This is a genomic window from Sphingomonas sp. dw_22 (genome assembly GCF_018449795.1).
Taxonomy (GTDB): Bacteria; Pseudomonadota; Alphaproteobacteria; order Sphingomonadales; family Sphingomonadaceae; genus Sphingomonas.
In genome coordinates this window covers 43,533-59,881 of record NZ_JAAVVE010000002.1, presented here as the reverse complement: position 1 = coordinate 59,881, position 16,349 = coordinate 43,533, and the positions used below count along the sequence as shown (strand labels likewise).

Genomic DNA, 16,349 nt, shown 5'->3' with positions numbered 1-16,349 from the left:
TCGCCCTGGCTCTCTGGGCCGGGATTGCGGGTGCCGCCGGCGTGTTGGCCGCAGTCGCTGGATCCGCTTCGTCCTGATCCGTCGCGGGAGCCGGCTGCTTCCTTGGCGGCCGGCTTTCCCGGCACAATCGAACTGGAGATTCGATGCCGCATCATACGCCGCTGATCGCCACCATTGTCGCGGGGCTGTTCGTTGCCTTCGTGCTCGGGGCACTCGCGCATCGACTGAAAGTGTCGCCTATCGCAGGTTATCTGCTCGCCGGGGTAATGGTAGGCCCCTTCACCCCCGGATTCGTCGCCCACGCCGGAATCGCGAACGAACTGGCGGAGATCGGCGTGATCCTGCTGATGTTCGGCGTCGGGCTGCACTTCTCGTTGCGCGACCTGCTTTCCGTCCGCAAGATCGCCGTTCCGGGCGCGATCGTGCAGATCGCCGCAGCCACCCTGCTGGGCATGGGCCTGGCTTGGCTGGTCGGCTGGGGCCTGCTCGCCGGCTTCGTCTTCGGTCTGTCCCTGTCGGTGGCGAGCACGGTCGTACTGCTGCGCGCGCTCCAGGGCCACGATATCGTACAGACGGAGAGAGGGCGGATCGCGGTGGGCTGGCTCATCGTCGAGGATCTGGCGATGGTGCTTGCGCTTGTGTTGCTGCCGGTGCTGGCGGGCATCATGGCAGGTGCCGGACAGGGAGGTGCGGCGATCCTGCAACCGCTCCTGTTCACCTTTCTCAAGGTCGCGGGCTTTATCGCACTGATGCTGATCGTCGGCCGTCGCGTGATCCCCTGGACCCTGCAATGGGTGGTAAGCACGGGCTCGCGCGAACTGTTCCGTCTGGCAGTGCTGGTGATTGCCCTGGGCGTTGCCTTCGGCGCGGCGCTCGCGTTCGACGTATCCTTCGCACTGGGCGCCTTCTTCGCGGGCATGATCCTTGGCGAGACACCGCTCAGCCGACGTGCGACCGAAGAGACGCTGCCGCTGCGCGACGCCTTCGCCGTTCTCTTCTTCGTGTCGGTGGGGATGCTGTTCAATCCGGCCGTGATCGTTCAGCAGCCGCTCGTGCTCCTGGCAACGGTGGTAATCATCCTTTTCGGCAAGTCGCTGGCGGCATATGGCATCGTCCGCGCCTTCGGCTATCCGCGGCAGACGGGCCTCACCGTGGCTGCCAGCCTGGCGCAGATCGGCGAGTTCTCCTTCATCCTCGCGGGGCTCGGAGCCGAGCTGGGAATACTGCCCTCGACGGCTCACGACGTGGTCCTGGCGGGCGCGATGATTTCCATCTTCGTCAATCCCTTCCTCTTCGCCTGGATCGCCGGACGGCATGAGGAGCATGAGCCGGAGCGAGGCTTGATCAAGCCTGTGGATCTGCCCCCTGGGCATATCATCCTGGTCGGCTACGGCCGCGTCGGCAGCATGATCGCCGGCGAGCTGAAGCGCCGGAACAAGGCCTTCGTCGTGATCGAGGACCAGGGGGATACGGTGCGGCTGGCCCGCGAAGACGGGATGAACGTTATCGAGGGTAATGCGCTCGAGGCGCGCACTCTGGTTGCTGCCGGCATCGGGACGGCGAGCAAGCTGCTGATCGCGATTCCCGCCGGATTCGAGGGAGGTGCCATTCTACAGCATGCGCGCATCCTCAACCCGGAGCTCCCCGTGATCGCACGCGCGCATTCGATGGAGGAAGTCGCGCGTCTCGAAAGCGTCGGCGTCGATCACGTCGTGATGGGCGAGCGCGAAACGGCCAACAGAATGCTGGAGCTTTCGGCGACAATGGCACCTGCCAGCAACGCCGCCTAGCGTCTCGTTTACTCTGATTAGGCCGGTACTGTCTGCAACGGGCAGCCGTTGGATCGGATCAACGTCCTGCTGAGCGGTGGCCGCGAATCCAGGAGAACCGATATCATTTCGATAGCGACCTAAGGCGGCCTTGCCGGTTCTGCGCGGGCCTTTGCCCTGTCGATGCTTCGACAGACCGCGTCCGCCTTCGTCGCTCGCCGGCCCGATGCTGGACCTCAGGCCGGCCGGAGCGCTGGGGCGTTGACGGTCCCGAAGGTCAAGCATCACGCCGCGATCGTCGACCCCAAGAAGGTCGGAGAGCTACTGTGAGCGATCGAGGATTATAAGGGGCGGCCCGAGACGCTCTTTGCCCTGCGACTGGCACCCCATGTCTTCCTGCGACCCGGCGAACTGCGCCAGGCGAAATGAAGCGAGATCGACTTCGCGGACAAGGTCTGGCGTGTGCCGGCTGAGCGTATGAAGATGAAGCAGCCTCACGCCGTGCCGTTGTCCCGGTGACGTGCTCCCCAAAATTCCCCCACTCATAAGTAGAGTCCGAGGTTGTCATGGTGCCCATCTGGGCGGGGTTGCACAAGTCGCCTGGCAGCATCGGCGGGCGTCAGCCCGCCTATCCCGCTATGCGGCCGCACATGGTTGTAATCGTCGCGCCAGTTTCTCAGCACTGATCGAGCATGGCCGAGCGATGCGAACAGCGTTTCGTTGAGGCACTCGTCGCGCAAGCGACCATTGAAGCTCTCCACATAGCCATTCTGCTGAGGCTTGCCGGGAGCGATGTAATGCCATTCGATCGGTCGATCCTGTGCCCACCTCAGGATCGCCAGGCTGGTCAGTTCGGTGCCGTTGTCACTGACGATCATCAGCGGCTTGCCGCGAGCTGCGATGATAGCGTCGAGCTCTCGACCGACCCGGGCGCCTGACAGCGAGGTGTCCGCCACGAGCGCCAGGCACTCACGGGTGAAGTCGTCGACCACGGCAAGCATGCGGAACCGCCGGCCGCAGGCCAGAGTGTTGCTGACGAAGTCGAGGCTCCAGCGCTGGTTGGGTGCCTGCGGCAGCGTCATCGGCGCTCGCGTGCCCATTGCCCGCTTGCGTCCACGTCGACGCCGCACACGCAGGTTCTCCTCACGATAGAGCCGCAGCAGCTTCTTGTTGTTCATGACGATGCCTTCACGCGCCAACATGATCCCGAGCCGCCGACAGCCGAACCGACTTCGTTCCAGCGCGATCTCGCGAAGCCGCGACCGAAGGTCGCCATCATCAGATCGCCGATGCGCATAGCGCATCGACGTCCGATCCACCGACAGGATGGCACAGGCCCGACGCTCGCTGATCGCAAAGAGCTGCCGAACATGCTCGACAGCCTTGCGCTGAGCGACAGGCTTCACCAGTTTTTTGAGGCAACTTCCTTCAGCACAGCATTATCGAGGATCGCTTCGGCCAGAAGCTTCTTTAGCTTCGCATTCTCGTCCTCCAGCACCTTCAGCTTGCGCGCCTGTGACACGTCCATGCCGCCATAGGTGGCCTTCCACTTGTAGAACGTCGCGGTGCTCACGCCATGCTTGCGGCACACATCCGCCGTCGTCGCTCCAACCTCCTGCTCCCGCAAGATCGCGATGATCTGCTCCTCGGTAAACCTGCTCTTCTTCACGTCGCACTCCTTCTCGAAGTGGACTCTACATCAAACTGGAGGAGTTTCCGGGGAGCACGTCACGCGGTGTCGGGCTACAAACGATTATGTAGAATCAAATTACTATGAGAATGGATCGAGTCCTGCAAGCGCACCATTTCCCGAAACCCGCAGAAGGGCTGGGTTCTTACTGACCCTATAGAGGACTATCTGAGAACCGGTAGCGCTTCGGCTGGGCGGTCAGTAGCTATGTTGTCTATTCTGCAGATCCGCGATTTCCTGTCGGGGGCTAATTTACGCCGCTGTCGGATCTGGTGGCCACGCTGAAAGCGCGCGAGATTGCCGGCCTAGTAACACTGCAGAAAAGATGATGTCCTCATCTGCGAAGTGGGAACCCGGCGGAGGATGGCTGGATCGACTGAGAGCGCCTTCGCGGCGAGGGTGCAAGGGGGAGATATTGCATCGTGCGAGTCAATCGAACCGTATTGCTGGGCCTTGCCCTGACGCTCGGCGCGCTGCCGCGCGTTGCCTCCGCGCAGGAGCGGGAAGACCGGACCCTGCTCACCCAGGAGCAGATGACCTCGATCATCAACGAAGTGTCGGGCGACCGCGCGATGCAGCATGTGCTGGAGCTGGTTCCCTATCAGTTCGTGCGTCTGCCGAGCGATTACGACAAGCAGTTCCGTGAAACCCGCGTCGTCGCGGACTTCGCAAAGGACTATGGCTTCGCCAACGTCACGGTGGAGACATTCAACGATGACGCGAAGACCTTTCAGCCGACGGTCGGCGAGCTCTGGATGACCACGCCCAAGAACGTGAAGCTGTTCGACATCCATGATGTGGCGCTCAGCCTCGCGTCGCAGAACGCCAATGGCGATCTCAGCGGCGAACTGATCAACCTGGGCGCCGGTCGGCTGGAGGATTTCGACGGCAAGGACGTGAAAGGCAAGTTCGTGCTGACGTCCGGCAACACCGGTCAGGTCTACAATCTGGCCATTGCACGCGGTGCGCTGGGTGTGCTTGGGATCGTTGCCAACAGTCCGCAAAGGGCGATCGACTATCCCCGCCAGATCATGTGGTCGACGGTAGTCGCCAAGCCCGGCACGGTCGCCTGGTCGGTTACGCCAGAGGTGCGCGGCTATCTCGAATCCCTGATCGCGCGTGGCGAGAAGCTGACTATCCGCTCCGTCACCAAGAGCACCGAGGTTTCCGGCCGCAGCGAATATGTCCATGCCGAGATTCCGGGCGATGGCTCGACTAGCCAGGAAGTGGGCATCAGCTGTCACCTGTTCGAAGGGCTCGTCAAGCAGGGCGCGAATGACGACAATTCGGGCTGCGCGATGACGCTGGAGGTGGGCCGCGCCTACATCAAGCTGATCAAGGAAGGAAAGCTGCCGCCGCCCAAGCGGACCATCAATTTCCAGTTCGTGCCCGAGATTTCCGGCACCAATGCCTATCTGAACAAGTACCCCGACAAGGCGAAGGCGATGATCGGGACGCTGAACTTCGACATGGAGGCCATCCGCGTTTCCGCAAGCCGCAGCTACTGGGTTCTGCAGCGCACGCCGGACAGTTTTCCGTCGTACCTGAACGACATCGCCCAGAGCATGATGGAGTATGTCTCCGACATTACCCGCGAACGCGTGCGCTTCCGCCGCTCGTTCAGCGGCTACGCGCCGACCCAGCCGGTGGAATCGCCGCACGGCTCGAAGGACGCCTTCTACATCAAGATCGACAAGCATTACGGCTCTTCCGACCATGTGACCTACATGCAGCACGGCATCCCCGCGGTCATGTTCATTACCTGGCCGGACATGTGGTATCACTCGTCCGAGGATACGCCGGACAAGCAAGATCCGACGCAGTACAAGCGCGCCGCGGTCGTGGGCTTGGGCGGGTTGGTGGCGTTGTCCACCGGCACCGACGCCATGGCCGCCAAGGTCGTGGCCGAGAATCTCGCCCGAGGTACTGGTCGCATGGGCGAAGCGCAGGTCAAGGGCCTGGGTTACATCACCGATGCCGGCGATGCGGGGCTTCCCATGGCCTATCGGGAAGCCCGGAACGCGATCCGCCATCAGGCGGAGATCGAGAAGGCTGTGGTCCGCTCGGCCAACGTCATGTGGACTGACGTCCCCGCTGGCAAAAAGAAGACGGCGGCGATCGCTTCGCTGATCGACAAGCGCGCCGAGGCGCTGCTGGCTGAAGCCCAGGCGACCTTCCAGATGGAAGCTGCCCAGCATGGTATCGGAGCCTCGGAGCCGGTAGTGACCCCGGAAGAGCGCGAGGCCGCTGCTATCATGGTCAAGCCCGGTCCGAAGGCGCCCGCACCCGGGACGCGTGGCTCACCGGCACCGGGGCCGAACCTGCCCGACGAATATATGGCCGAGTTCCAGATCCTGGTGGCGCGCGGCAACATGACTGTCCTGCAGATCCGCGACTTCCTGTCCGGCGAATTCACGCCGCTGCCGCTGGCCGATCTGATGGCCACGCTGAAGGCGCGCGAGGCTGCCGGCCTGATAACGCTGACCAGGAAGTAGGTTCGAATATTCCGTCGCGCATCCGGCGAGGGCCGGGTGAGCGGTGCGGCCTTGCCCCGGCCGAATGAAAAAGGGCGAGCCCGAAGGCTCGCCCTGTATCGTCCGCTCGTTCCGGATCAAAAGCCGAACCGGGCGCCTGCGCGGAAGGTGCGGCCATTGACGCCGGCGGCATGCCAACTCGTCAGATAGTTGCTTCCCATCGAAGGCGCGATCGGAGCCCTGGCGTTGGTGACGTTGCCGACAATGACGTAGAAAGTGAAATCGTCGTTGACCTTGAACGACGCATTCACGTCCGTGTAGAGGAACCGCTTGATATAGCAGAAATTCTCGCCGGTTCCGTAGATGTTGCCGTCGCAGGACAGATCCGCCGTGCCGGCGTCCGCAGCGACGTTCTTGATACGGTCTATGAAGTAGGTTGTGGCCGACAGGGTCAGCCGGTCAAGCTCCAGACTGTTCTGCCAATTCGCGCGCCATTTCGGCGTGCCCGACCCCGAAGACAGCACCGCGGGGCCCCGGGTGCCGGCAAAGGTCATGTACTTACCATTTGCGAGCGTGGTGCTGTATTCGAACACATAGGTCGAATTGATCGTGCTGTTCCACCGGATCTTGTCGGCCAGCTTGACCTGAGCCGTCGCCGACACGTCTAGACCGGTTGAAAGCTCGTTTGCGCCATTGGCATAGGGCCCACTGATCAGGAGCGCGCGCGGCAACGCGTCCGGAAAGTCCGGGTCGGGATCGGCCACTGCCAGCAGCAAATAGCCCTGGGGCAGCGGCTGCTGGTTGTAATAGGCCAGAAACGCGTCACCGATCTCGCCCGCCATGACGATGACGTCGGTCTTCTTGATGTTGTAATAATCCACCGTGAAGCTCAACCCCTTCACCGGCTCGACAACGGCGCCCAAGGTGAAGCTGCGGGATTTCTCCGGCTTGAGATTGGCATTGCCCGCGAAACCACCCCGAGCGCTCCGGCTCGCGGTCACATAGGCCGAATTCGCGCCGCCATGCGCATCGATATAGGCCTGGGGCAGGGCGATGGTATAGCCGCCGGAGAACCCTGAGTCCGGATCGCGCTCGGCAAAGCTCGGCGCGCGGAAACCGCGCGACCATGTGCCGCGAAGCATCAACTGCTGGAACGGTTTGAACGTTGCACCGATCTTGGGCGAGAATGCGCTGAAACCCTCCGAATAATTATCGTAACGGCCGGACCCGGTGATTTCGACCGTCTCCAGGATCGGCGCGGAGACTTCGAAGAAGCCGGCCGTCACCGTGTGCTTGCCGAAAGCTGCGGCGGTGCTGGTGAACTTGTCCAGGTCCGGATTGGGGCCCGGGTTGTTCTGTACCTCGCGGCGGACCTGACCGCCGACGGCGACCTGCAGCGGGCCGCCAGGCAGATCGGTGACTGCCTTGGCGATCGAGGCATCGAACGAAAACATCGAGAACCAGGACTTCTGCGAATATTCCGGCGCCACCATGTCACGCACAGCCTGCGTGTTCAGGTTCGGATTGACGAAATTATAAGCGCCGGTGTTGATCGCCTGCCGCAATCCGGCGATGTCGAGAACGCCGCGCTGGTCGATATCGAGCGTATCCTTTGCGGCGACGACATCCGCCTTCCAGTTCCAGCCTTCGCCGAACGATCCTTCCAGACCGATATTGCCGCGAAGAACCTCATTGACGCGGTGGGTGCCGGTCTCGATGTCGCCGAACAGATAATAGAGGCGGGCCGCGCCGCTCGCCGGATTGGCGGCATAGGCGGCCGCGTAGGGATTGTTCGGATTGAGCTGGCGATCCGCTGCTGCCGCGCAGTTCACGCCCGACGAACAGATATAGACCGGCAGCACGATGTTCGACGAATTATCCGATTCAAGACCGCGATAGGGCTGCACCTGGGCGATGTTGGTGGGCGCACCTATGTAGTCGACCATGCTGCGCGCATAGCTGCCCACCGCGTGGAATTCGATGTTGTCGGCCAGCCGGGCGCTGAAGCGCGCCGTAGTCGAATAGCGCTCCTGCTTTGGCTGTATCTGGCCATACTCATCGAGATTGTTGTGCTTGCAGCCGGTTCCGCCCGCGGCTCCCGTCACGGTGAACGTGCCGTTGGCGCAGGCGGCGGTGCCGCCGAGCAGGGTGTAGGTGCCCGTCGGATTCGCGCCCCGGAAAGGATCGGCGAGATCGGTCTGGGTGGCGCGGCGCACCAGGGCGTTGACGGTAGGGGTAGCCAGATTGTTGTCGGCGGGGTTCCCGTCATTGCCGCCGATCGAGGTCAGATCCTTGGTATTGTACGGGAAACCGGCGTCATTGTTGGAGATGCGGCCGTCCGACTGATATTCGCCATTGAGGTAGAAGTTCCATCCCTGCGACGCATAGTCGCCGAAGCCGGCCGTCATATTGGCGCGATAATGCGCACCGTCGCCGCGCTGCGTCGCGCCGCCTTCCACTGCGCCGGCAAGGCCGTTGAACCGCTTTTTCAGGATGACGTTGACCACGCCGCCGATCGCGTCGGCGCCATAGAGCGAGGAGGCGCCGTCCTTCAGCACCTGTACCTCCTGCACCGCACTGAACGGGATCGAGTTCAGGTCGACGAAGGTGATATGGCCGTCGTCGTTGATCGGGTAATTCGCCGAACGCAGGCCGTCGATCAGGGTGAGCGTCGAGGACGCGCCGACATTGCGCAGCGACACCGTCGCACCGCCGCCGGCGAAGCTGCCGAAATTGGTGGAGAGAGAACCGGCGCCGTCCGCGGCGATCGAGCGGACCGCTTCGGTGATATCGGTGATGCCGGCCTTGGCCAGGGTTTCGGAGGAGAGCAGGGTGACGGGCGAGGCCGTCTCCGTTTCGGTGGCGCGGCGGAACAGCGTGCCGGTAACGACGATCTCCTGGCCCCCCCCGGGATCGTCGGATGCGGGCTTGTCAGCGCTTTGTGCGCTTTGCGCGAAACCGGGTGTCGCGATGAAGGTGGCAATGAGAGCCAGGGATGCTGCGCCCGAATCGAATGCGAGCCGTCGGTAGCTTCTAAACCGTTTGGCCATCAAATATTTCCTCCCGTTTGTTACACCATGAGCCCCTCAACGTGGATCAACGACAGGCAGGTCGATGTAGGAGAGATTGGCGCCGTCGTGATGGACGGCGTTCTCCGCCACCACGCCCTTGCTCTCGCTCTCATTGGGCCCGCCGGTATTCAGATTGCGGACGAACTTGGGAAAGTTCGACGAGGTGACCTCGACGCGGATGCGATGCCCGGCCTGGAACTGGATGCTGGTCGCGATCGGCGTCGGCTTTATCGTATAGGTCTTGCCCGCTTCCATCATCGCCGGCTTGTCGTAGCCGGCGCGGTAGCGCGCGCGCATGATCGTGTCGCCGATGATCCAGGCGGTTCCGTCAGGCGCGACGTCGACGATCTTGACCGCGAAGTCGGTGTCCTTCGCGCTCGACGACACGCTCAGCGCCGCGTCGATGAAGCCGCTCACCTCGATCGGGGCCTTGAGCGGCTCGCTGGTGTAGACCAGCACGTCGTTGCGCGCCTCGACCCCGCGCTGGTCGAACGCTCCGGGGACTACGATCCCGCCATTGCAGCAGTCGCCGCCGCCGACGGTCGGCACCGGATTGAGCGGATCGTAGCGGAAGCGATCGGCGGGCTCTTTGCCGGGCGCCGCTGTGTCCAGCCGGCCATTGCCCCACAGGCTGTTCGCCGCACCCTCGCTGCGCAGGTAGAAGCGCATCGGCTTGGCGCCCGCGGGCGGCCAGGACGCGGTCGCTTTCCACTTGTTCTCGCCCATCGCATAGTAGCGGACGTGCGGCGTGTTGTCGGGGAACTTGGCGACGTCGCCCTTCAGCCAGCGATCGAACCAGTTGAAGATCGTGCCGTCGACGTCGAAGCTGGTATCGCCCATCGGACGCTGGCCGACGACGGTGTCCGGGCCCATCCGGTTATACTGGCAATGCGGCATCGGCGCGATCACGTTGTACTGGTTCTCGCGCACGGTGGCGGTGCTGCCGGCCTTGCGGGCATGGTTGAACAGCTCGAGGTTCGGCCCGATCGACACGTCGTACCACGTGTTGAACCACAGCGCGGGCACGCCCCAGCCCATATCCTCATGGTAGAGCCCGCCTTTCCGCCAGCCCGGATCGGCCGGCGTGCGATCGATGAACGCTTCGAACGTCGCCGGCGGCTCGCCGAGGCTCGACAGCATCTGATCGACCGGCAGGTGCCAGATCTGCTTGTTCCAGTCGACCTTGGGCTTGGTGGCGTTGAGATCGTTATACTGGGCGACGTGCACGCGCATCTTCTCGTCGAGATCGTGGGGAAGCTCGGCGCGTAGCGGATTGTCGACCCCGTAGAGCCAGACGAAGAACAGGTTGCGCGGCACGCCGCCGGTGTACCAGTTGCCCTGCTCCTGGAACCGTCCGACCTTGCCGATGCCGGCGCCCGACGACATCGGCACCATCGCCGCGTGCGCGGGATGCTTCATCCCGGCTAGCGCGAGCTGCCACTCGGCCGAGGACGAACAGCCGAGCGTGCCGACCTTGCCGTTCGACCAGTCCTGCTTGGCGATCCAGGTGAGCGTGTCGTAGCCGTCGGTCTGCGGCTTTCCGAGGATTTCGTACTTGCCCTCGGAGAAATAGCGGCCGCGCTCGTTCTGGACGATGAACACATAACCGCGGCTCACCGCCTCCAGCGCGTAGCGCTGGGTCGAGCCGCGCAGCTTGTGCTCGTTGTACGGCGTCTTCCACAGGATGGTGGGGAGCGGCCCCTTGGCGTCCCGGGGCATGAAGATGTTGGTCGACAATCGGACGCCGTCGCGCATCGGCACCAGCACTGCCAGTCGCGACACGGCAACGCGCGCCATCTCGCGCTCCATCGCCTCCGGGCTATAGTTGGAAACATCCTGCGCAAAAACAGGCTGGGTCACCAGCGCGCACACCAGCACACACCGCGAAATAGCTCGCAGCATAATATGCTCCCCCTGTGGCTATACGTCATGACGACGCTGTGCCTCTAAGGGGGAGGGATCATCCGTGCAATGTCAAGGGGTGGGCGCCAAATATTATAATTTAATATTCAAAAAGGCGCACTTGAATATTTTGAATTGCTTCTGCCGGACTTTTGGGAATTTTCTTGCTTTTTGGCGGCTATGTTCAACTTGCCGTTAACCCTGCCGGGTGATGCGTTCCCGCACAGCCGGTGCCGGAGCAATGCGACGGCGCTTCCTATTCCCGGTCCTGCCCCGTACCGCGCGTTTCGGGTTGCAGGCGCGCCGGCGAGGGCGAGACGGGCCCCGGCATAGGCATCGCTCCGGCTTGGAAGCGCGACAGGGCATCGTCGCTGGTGGCGAGCATATAGACCAGCACCGCAACTTCGATCGCGGCGTTGCGAAGATCGGGCTCGTATAGTTTTTCGTACGTGTCGAAATTGGTGTGGTGGGTGAATGCACCATAGCCGAACGGATCCTGGAGAAGGCCGATCGCCGGCAATCCGGCGACCGCGAAGGATCCGTTGTCCGATCCCCCGAGCATGCGCGCGCTTGATGCGATCGCGGTGGTGAAGCCCCAATCCCTGAAACTCGCCATCGTATTCGCGACGAACGCTGCAGCATCAGGCGGCCCGAACACGGTGGCGCCTCGCGGAATACCAGTACCGGAATCGAGGTTCACATAGCCTGCGAACTTGGCGAAATCCGGCTTGGGATGTTCAGCACTGCCGAAATGCTCGGCAACATAGGCTTGCGAGCCAAAGATGCCCTGTTCCTCCCCCGACCATAGGGCGAGGCGGATGGTGCGCCGGGGGCGCATGCCGCTGGCCTTGAGCAGCCGGAGCGCTTCCATCATGACCGCCGAACCGGCGGCATTGTCCGTGGCACCGGTGCCGGCGGCCCAACTGTCGAAATGGCCGCCCAGCATCACGACTTCGTCGGCTTTGTCCGTTCCGGGGAGTTCGGCGAGGACGTTGTAGTTCGTGCGGCCTTGCGGATGGTAGCGGTTGCGGACGTTCAGGCGAAGCTGCACCGGCATGTCATCTTCCAACACGCGGGCGATCCGGCCATAATCGGCGTTGGCGATCATCACCGCGGGCACCTGACGCACCTCGCCATAGCTGTTGACGCTTTGCACCCGCATCGCCTCCTGCGGCTCGCCGCTATCGACGATGCGCGCAGCCGCGCCGTTATCCAGCAGGAATTTGGCGACGATATTGTCGACCTCGTCTGGCGAAAGCCGGCCTGGCTGCGGCGGCGTCACGGGTTCAGGCGATCGCCTTCCCGGGCGGGCTCCGCTTGCGAACGCCAACAACTCCGCATCGCTCCGCCGTAAGGGGGCAGGCGTGAAATCATGCGACGGCGTCGCCGCGCGGCCGACCAGCACCGCGGCTCCGCGGACCTTGCTTTTCATGCTGTTCAGATATGCCGTCAGTTCCGCGAGGGTCGGCATCGCGACGGGAGCGCGAGGCGTTGGTTTGGCCCAGCTTGCGGGATCGGGAGACGATGCCGCGCTGCGCCCCGAAACCGCGCCAAGGCCTGGCGGAAGAAGCAGGACGGCGTTCGTCGTGACCAGACCTGCGGTCGACGGACTCCATGGCAGTGCGCGGGCGTTGATCGGAGCCTGGTAAGGCGCAACGACGCTCGCCTCCGTCAACTCGTTGCTCCAGCCCTGGTGCCCGAAGTCCCAGGGCTCGAGGTGGACATCCTGAAGTTCCCAGCTCTTCAGGATTTCGGCCGCCCAATCCTGCGCCGCCCGAAGTTGCGGTGAGCCGGTCAGGCGCGGGCCATGCACATCGGTTATTTGATGAAGCAGGGCCATAATCCGGGAATCGGCCGCAACTTTTGCCTCAATCCGGGTCCGAACCTCTGCGGGAGAAAGCGCCGCTTCCGTCGCCTGTTGCGGTTGGGCGGGCTGCGCAGCCCCACTGGCGATGTGGCAGATCGATAATAATGCGGCCGTAGCCAGATAGCGACGCTTCAAAGTTGCTTCCCCCTCGTGTTCGGACCGGGTGCGACGGACACTTTGCATGAAAGCCGAAATTGGCAGGCAAAGGCCTAGCTCGCAAGGCAGGAGGAATGAGAAATCCCTGCTTCTCCGAGATTCCTCTTTCTTTTCAAAATTGCACCTCGGATAGAATAGCGTGCGGAAATTGGTGCCACTTCTGATGCGCTTGACATAGCTCGATAATTGCCAAGGCCACAATGGGCTCGAGAACGGCGCCTATCGGCGCAGCCGTGCCGGAAGCTGCCAGTCTAGGCGATTCGAGAATCGCTTTGACCACGAGTCCATAGACCCACGCACCCAAAGCATCGCGCTCCACCGGCAGTTGGTCGAGATGAACCTGAAGTCCGGTTTGAAAGCTAGCCCCGGTCTGCTTCGGCAGCGCCGGGGTTCACGTTCGATCAAGACATTCTTTAGAAGGGCAGGCCGATCGCTCCCTTCACGGCATTCGATTGGTTGGAGGGAACCGATTTGTCTCTCATAACCGACCGACACGGTCAGGCCCTGGGAAAGGTGCAGCCTGCCGTTGACTGCCATGGTCGCGCTGTTCCACGAAAGCTGCGCGCCGATCACGTCGAAGCTGCTGCTCGTGCCGGACAGCGTCATTTCGCTGACCGGATCGATCGAGCCCCAGGCATGCGGCATAGCTGTTCGCGCCGGAGAGCGTCAGCATGCCGGTGCCGAGCGCTTGCGTTTGATCCGGTTCGCCTCCCGCATGCACACGATCTTGTTGGAGACGCCGTCGTCCAGCGTGTCCGCGAAGGGCAGGATGTGATCGACATCGACCGCGCTGGAGAACAGCATCTCGATCGAGATCTGCTGTCCGGTATAGATACAGCGCCGATCTAGGACGTTGCCCGGATTCAGTTCCTCCCACAGCTTCAGCAACGCGCGGTTGGCGCCGGTGTCCGGCTGGCCGATCGCGGCCAGCTTCTCCGATCGGCGTTCGGCAGCGAGCCGGTTGTCGTTGTTCTCGCGATTGAGCCGCTTCTTGTCCTCGTCAGTGAGCTTCAGCTCGCGCGCCAGCTCGATCGCGATCTCGGCCGGTGGACCATAGGTGCGGATCAGCCGGTTGACGACCCGGCGGAGCTGGTTGAGCCCGATATGGACGGTCGGGTTGGTCAGCCGGCCGACGCGCATCTCCTCCGGATCGGAAGGCTCGCCGGTGCCAGGCATGATGTGCCGCTCGAGCGCGACGCAGCTAGTCTGCGCCAGATAAAGCCAGCGCTACGGCGCTGGCTTTTTTGTTGAGCGGATAACTAAGCCACCCGCCTCAGTCGATACCCACTCAGCTCCACCGAAACATGCCCCAGCCGGGCGACCGATCGTCAGATCGCGCACGGCGTTCAGCACCGCCGACGCCAGTATCTTCTACAATCACCGCGGCACGCGCATCTCGTACGCGCACAAATATACCGGGCCGTAATATGCTAGCGAGGACAGCGGCTTTCCCGCGAGCGTCTCAGCCGAGGCCGGTACGCCTGCGCATCCTGCCACGGCTCGACTGCTCCGCATCGTCCAGAACGACGCCGAGATCACCGCTGGTATGGGAAAGGTCTATTTCGATCGCAAACGGTCCTGGTTCTAGGATGAGCGTATTGAGGTATGTGAAGAGAGGGCGCACGCGGTTGTGCGACCGTTCGGCACCGGCCTGGGTCGAGCGTCATCAATATTTCACGCGGAGCGTCTCTGGGAAGCCCTCCTGTGCCCCTTGCCGATTCGGCCGGCGGCAATTCAGCGGATCACGGACGGCTGGTATCGAATGGATGACGAGCACGACGCCATCTCGGCTTGGATCGGCAGGGAGATCCTTCCGCACGAACGCGCTGTCCGGACCTGGCTTTCGCGCCGCTGGGGGCATGTCGTCGATGCGAATGACGTGATCCAGGAAGCCTATTGCCGCATCGCCAGCCTGACCTCCGTCGATCACATCCGCAGCCCGATGGCCTATTTCTACCGGACCGCCCAGACCGTGGCAGCGGACATAATGCGCCGTTCCGGTGTAATTAACTTCACTTCCGTGACTGAAAACGAATGGTTGAACGTCATGGATAATGAGCCGCTGGCGGATCGGGCGATGGCGGCGGCCCAGGAACTCGATCGCGTCAACGGGCTGCTCTCGGAATTGTCTGAAACCTGCCGCAAGGCTATCGAATTGCGGCGGATCGAAGGTGTATCGCAGAGGGAGGCGGCTCAGCGCCTGGGAGTGAGCGAGGACGTCATACGGAACCATCTCGTGCGAGGCGTGCAACGAGTCCTGAAGGTATTGGCGGCGCAGGACGCGCATCTGAGCGGCGATGCGCAAGAGACTATCGAGCAAAAGGCGGAAGCGATTGACACCTCCCGGTCTCTCTAACAGCATCGACGATCAGGCCGCCCATTGGGCGGTGGAGGCGGCCTATGGGGACATGTCGCCGGAAAGCCGCGCCGAATTGGATGCCTGGCTGGCGGTCGACCCTCGCCATCGGGGCGCTTTCGCACGGGTCCGCGCGGCGCTGCATGTAATGGAGGAAGCGGTGGTCGAAGCGCGGCCCGCCGCGCCGTCTCCGATGCCGGCCCCTGCGATTTCCTCGTCCGACAATGACAATGGCGACCATGATGCAGCCGGCGGCCGCGCCGATGTAGCACATGCGCATGCACCTTTGCGGAAAGGGTTTTTCCGGTGGGGCGGAAGGACCGTCGCGGTGGGCGCCGCGCTGGCCGCGTCCGTGGCGGCGCTGGCGGTGGTCGGCGTGCCCGTCATGGCGCCCTTCAGATCGGGCGAGCTCGCCGCGGACGAGAAGGTCGTGATGCTCCAGGACGGCTCGGTGGCGACCCTGCGTCACAACGGGAAGCTGGAAGTCGAGCTGTCCGCCAATTTCCGCAGGGTCATCCTGCTGAGCGGCGAAGCCACCTTCCAGGTCGCGAAGGACAAGGCGCGGCCCTTCGTGGTGCGATCCGGCGATGTCTATGCGCAGGCAACGGGAACCGTCTACTCCGTCAGCCGGGTCGGCCAGACCGGCGGAAGGGTGGCGGTGGCGCGGGGAAGCGTGCTGGTCTGGTCGCGAGACGAGCGCGACCAAGCGGTTCTGCTCCATGCCGGCGACGCGGTGACGCTCGATCTGGGGCAGCCGCAGCCCGCCGCTTCCAGAACGGCCGCCGCCGTATCGCTGCCGCCGCCCGATCTGGCCCAGATCTCCCTCGACAATGTGCCGATCAAATCGGCCGTAATCCGTTTCAACCGCGTCAACAGCACCAAGATCGTCATCGCGGATCCGGCGATCGGAGAGACGCGGATCGTCGGTCTGTTCGGCGCGAATGACGTCGAGCAGTTCGCGCAGGCTGCGGCCGTCCTGTCGGGCGGAAGGATCGAGCGCGCGGGCAGGGTTATTGTAATAAAAAGTAAATAAAACTGCCAAGAAACATTAATTTATTCTTCCT

Annotated in this window: 9 protein-coding genes and 1 pseudogene; 5 read left to right on the top strand and 5 right to left on the bottom strand. The window is 63.0% G+C overall.

The window, feature by feature from the left end:
• Nucleotides 1-143 precede the first annotated feature (143 nt).
• Together ybaL and HB724_RS20315 are read left to right on the top strand one after the other, a co-directional pair.
• On the top strand, nucleotides 144-1,790 hold the full coding sequence (gene ybaL, locus HB724_RS01130; RefSeq protein ID WP_213979063.1) for a YbaL family putative K(+) efflux transporter: 1,647 nt from the start codon (nucleotides 144-146) through the stop codon (nucleotides 1,788-1,790).
• A 234-nt stretch (nucleotides 1,791-2,024) separates the two neighbouring features.
• Nucleotides 2,025-2,285 (top strand): annotated as a pseudogene (locus HB724_RS20315) (tyrosine-type recombinase/integrase); the annotation flags it as partial.
• A gap of 26 nt (nucleotides 2,286-2,311) precedes the next feature.
• Here HB724_RS20315 and HB724_RS01125 read toward each other — a convergent pair.
• A protein-coding gene (locus HB724_RS01125; RefSeq protein WP_346344641.1) for an IS3 family transposase occupies nucleotides 2,312-3,438 on the bottom strand; the annotation gives its coding sequence in 2 pieces (ribosomal slippage) (nucleotides 2,312-3,180 and nucleotides 3,180-3,438; 1,128 coding nt in all).
• Nucleotides 3,439-3,902: 464 nt separating this feature from the next.
• On the opposite strand from HB724_RS01125, the gene HB724_RS01120 reads away from it, so the two are divergent.
• Nucleotides 3,903-5,954 (top strand): M28 family peptidase, encoded by a 2,052-nt coding sequence (locus HB724_RS01120; RefSeq protein ID WP_213979061.1) that lies wholly within the window; start codon nucleotides 3,903-3,905, stop codon nucleotides 5,952-5,954.
• Between the two features lie 116 nt (nucleotides 5,955-6,070).
• Here HB724_RS01120 and HB724_RS01115 read toward each other — a convergent pair whose 3' ends face one another.
• The 4 genes from HB724_RS01115 to cas9 all read right to left on the bottom strand — a co-directional run bounded on the left by HB724_RS01115 (nucleotide 6,071) and on the right by cas9 (nucleotide 14,105).
• A complete protein-coding gene (locus tag HB724_RS01115; RefSeq protein WP_213979060.1) occupies nucleotides 6,071-8,983 on the bottom strand; it encodes a TonB-dependent receptor in 2,913 nt (970 codons plus the stop codon).
• A gap of 36 nt (nucleotides 8,984-9,019) precedes the next feature.
• Nucleotides 9,020-10,906 carry a CocE/NonD family hydrolase gene (locus tag HB724_RS01110; RefSeq protein ID WP_213979059.1) on the bottom strand — a complete coding sequence of 629 codons (1,887 nt, stop codon included), beginning with the start codon at nucleotides 10,904-10,906 and terminating at the stop codon, nucleotides 9,020-9,022.
• A 256-nt stretch (nucleotides 10,907-11,162) separates the two neighbouring features.
• On the bottom strand, nucleotides 11,163-12,908 hold the full coding sequence (locus tag HB724_RS01105; protein WP_213979058.1) for a M20/M25/M40 family metallo-hydrolase: 1,746 nt from the start codon (nucleotides 12,906-12,908) through the stop codon (nucleotides 11,163-11,165).
• A 687-nt stretch (nucleotides 12,909-13,595) separates the two neighbouring features.
• Nucleotides 13,596-14,105, bottom strand: a complete 510-nt coding sequence (gene cas9, locus HB724_RS01100) for a type II CRISPR RNA-guided endonuclease Cas9 (RefSeq protein WP_256731232.1) — start codon at nucleotides 14,103-14,105, stop codon at nucleotides 13,596-13,598.
• Between the two features lie 586 nt (nucleotides 14,106-14,691).
• Between cas9 and HB724_RS01095 the strand changes: the two genes are divergently transcribed.
• Both HB724_RS01095 and HB724_RS01090 read left to right on the top strand, forming a co-directional pair.
• Nucleotides 14,692-15,285: an RNA polymerase sigma factor gene (locus HB724_RS01095; protein WP_213979057.1), complete on the top strand. Its 594-nt coding sequence runs from the start codon at nucleotides 14,692-14,694 to the stop codon at nucleotides 15,283-15,285.
• Nucleotides 15,263-16,318, top strand: a complete 1,056-nt coding sequence (locus HB724_RS01090; protein ID WP_213979056.1) for a FecR domain-containing protein — start codon at nucleotides 15,263-15,265, stop codon at nucleotides 16,316-16,318. The genes HB724_RS01095 and HB724_RS01090 overlap by 23 nt, the downstream gene beginning before the upstream one ends.
• Nucleotides 16,319-16,349: the final 31 nt, after the last annotated feature.

Bases quoted from the DNA above. Each gene is read 5' to 3' on its own strand.
- ybaL (WP_213979063.1), top strand. From the start codon at position 144: ATGCCGCATCATACGCCGCTGATCGCCACCATTGTCGCGGGGCTGTTC.
- HB724_RS01110 (WP_213979059.1), bottom strand. From the start codon at position 10,906: ATGCTGCGAGCTATTTCGCGGTGTGTGCTGGTGTGCGCGCTGGTGACC.
- cas9 (WP_256731232.1), bottom strand. From the start codon at position 14,105: ATGCCTGGCACCGGCGAGCCTTCCGATCCGGAGGAGATGCGCGTCGGC.
- HB724_RS01115 (WP_213979060.1), bottom strand. From the start codon at position 8,983: ATGGCCAAACGGTTTAGAAGCTACCGACGGCTCGCATTCGATTCGGGC.
- HB724_RS01095 (WP_213979057.1), top strand. From the start codon at position 14,692: ATGGATGACGAGCACGACGCCATCTCGGCTTGGATCGGCAGGGAGATC.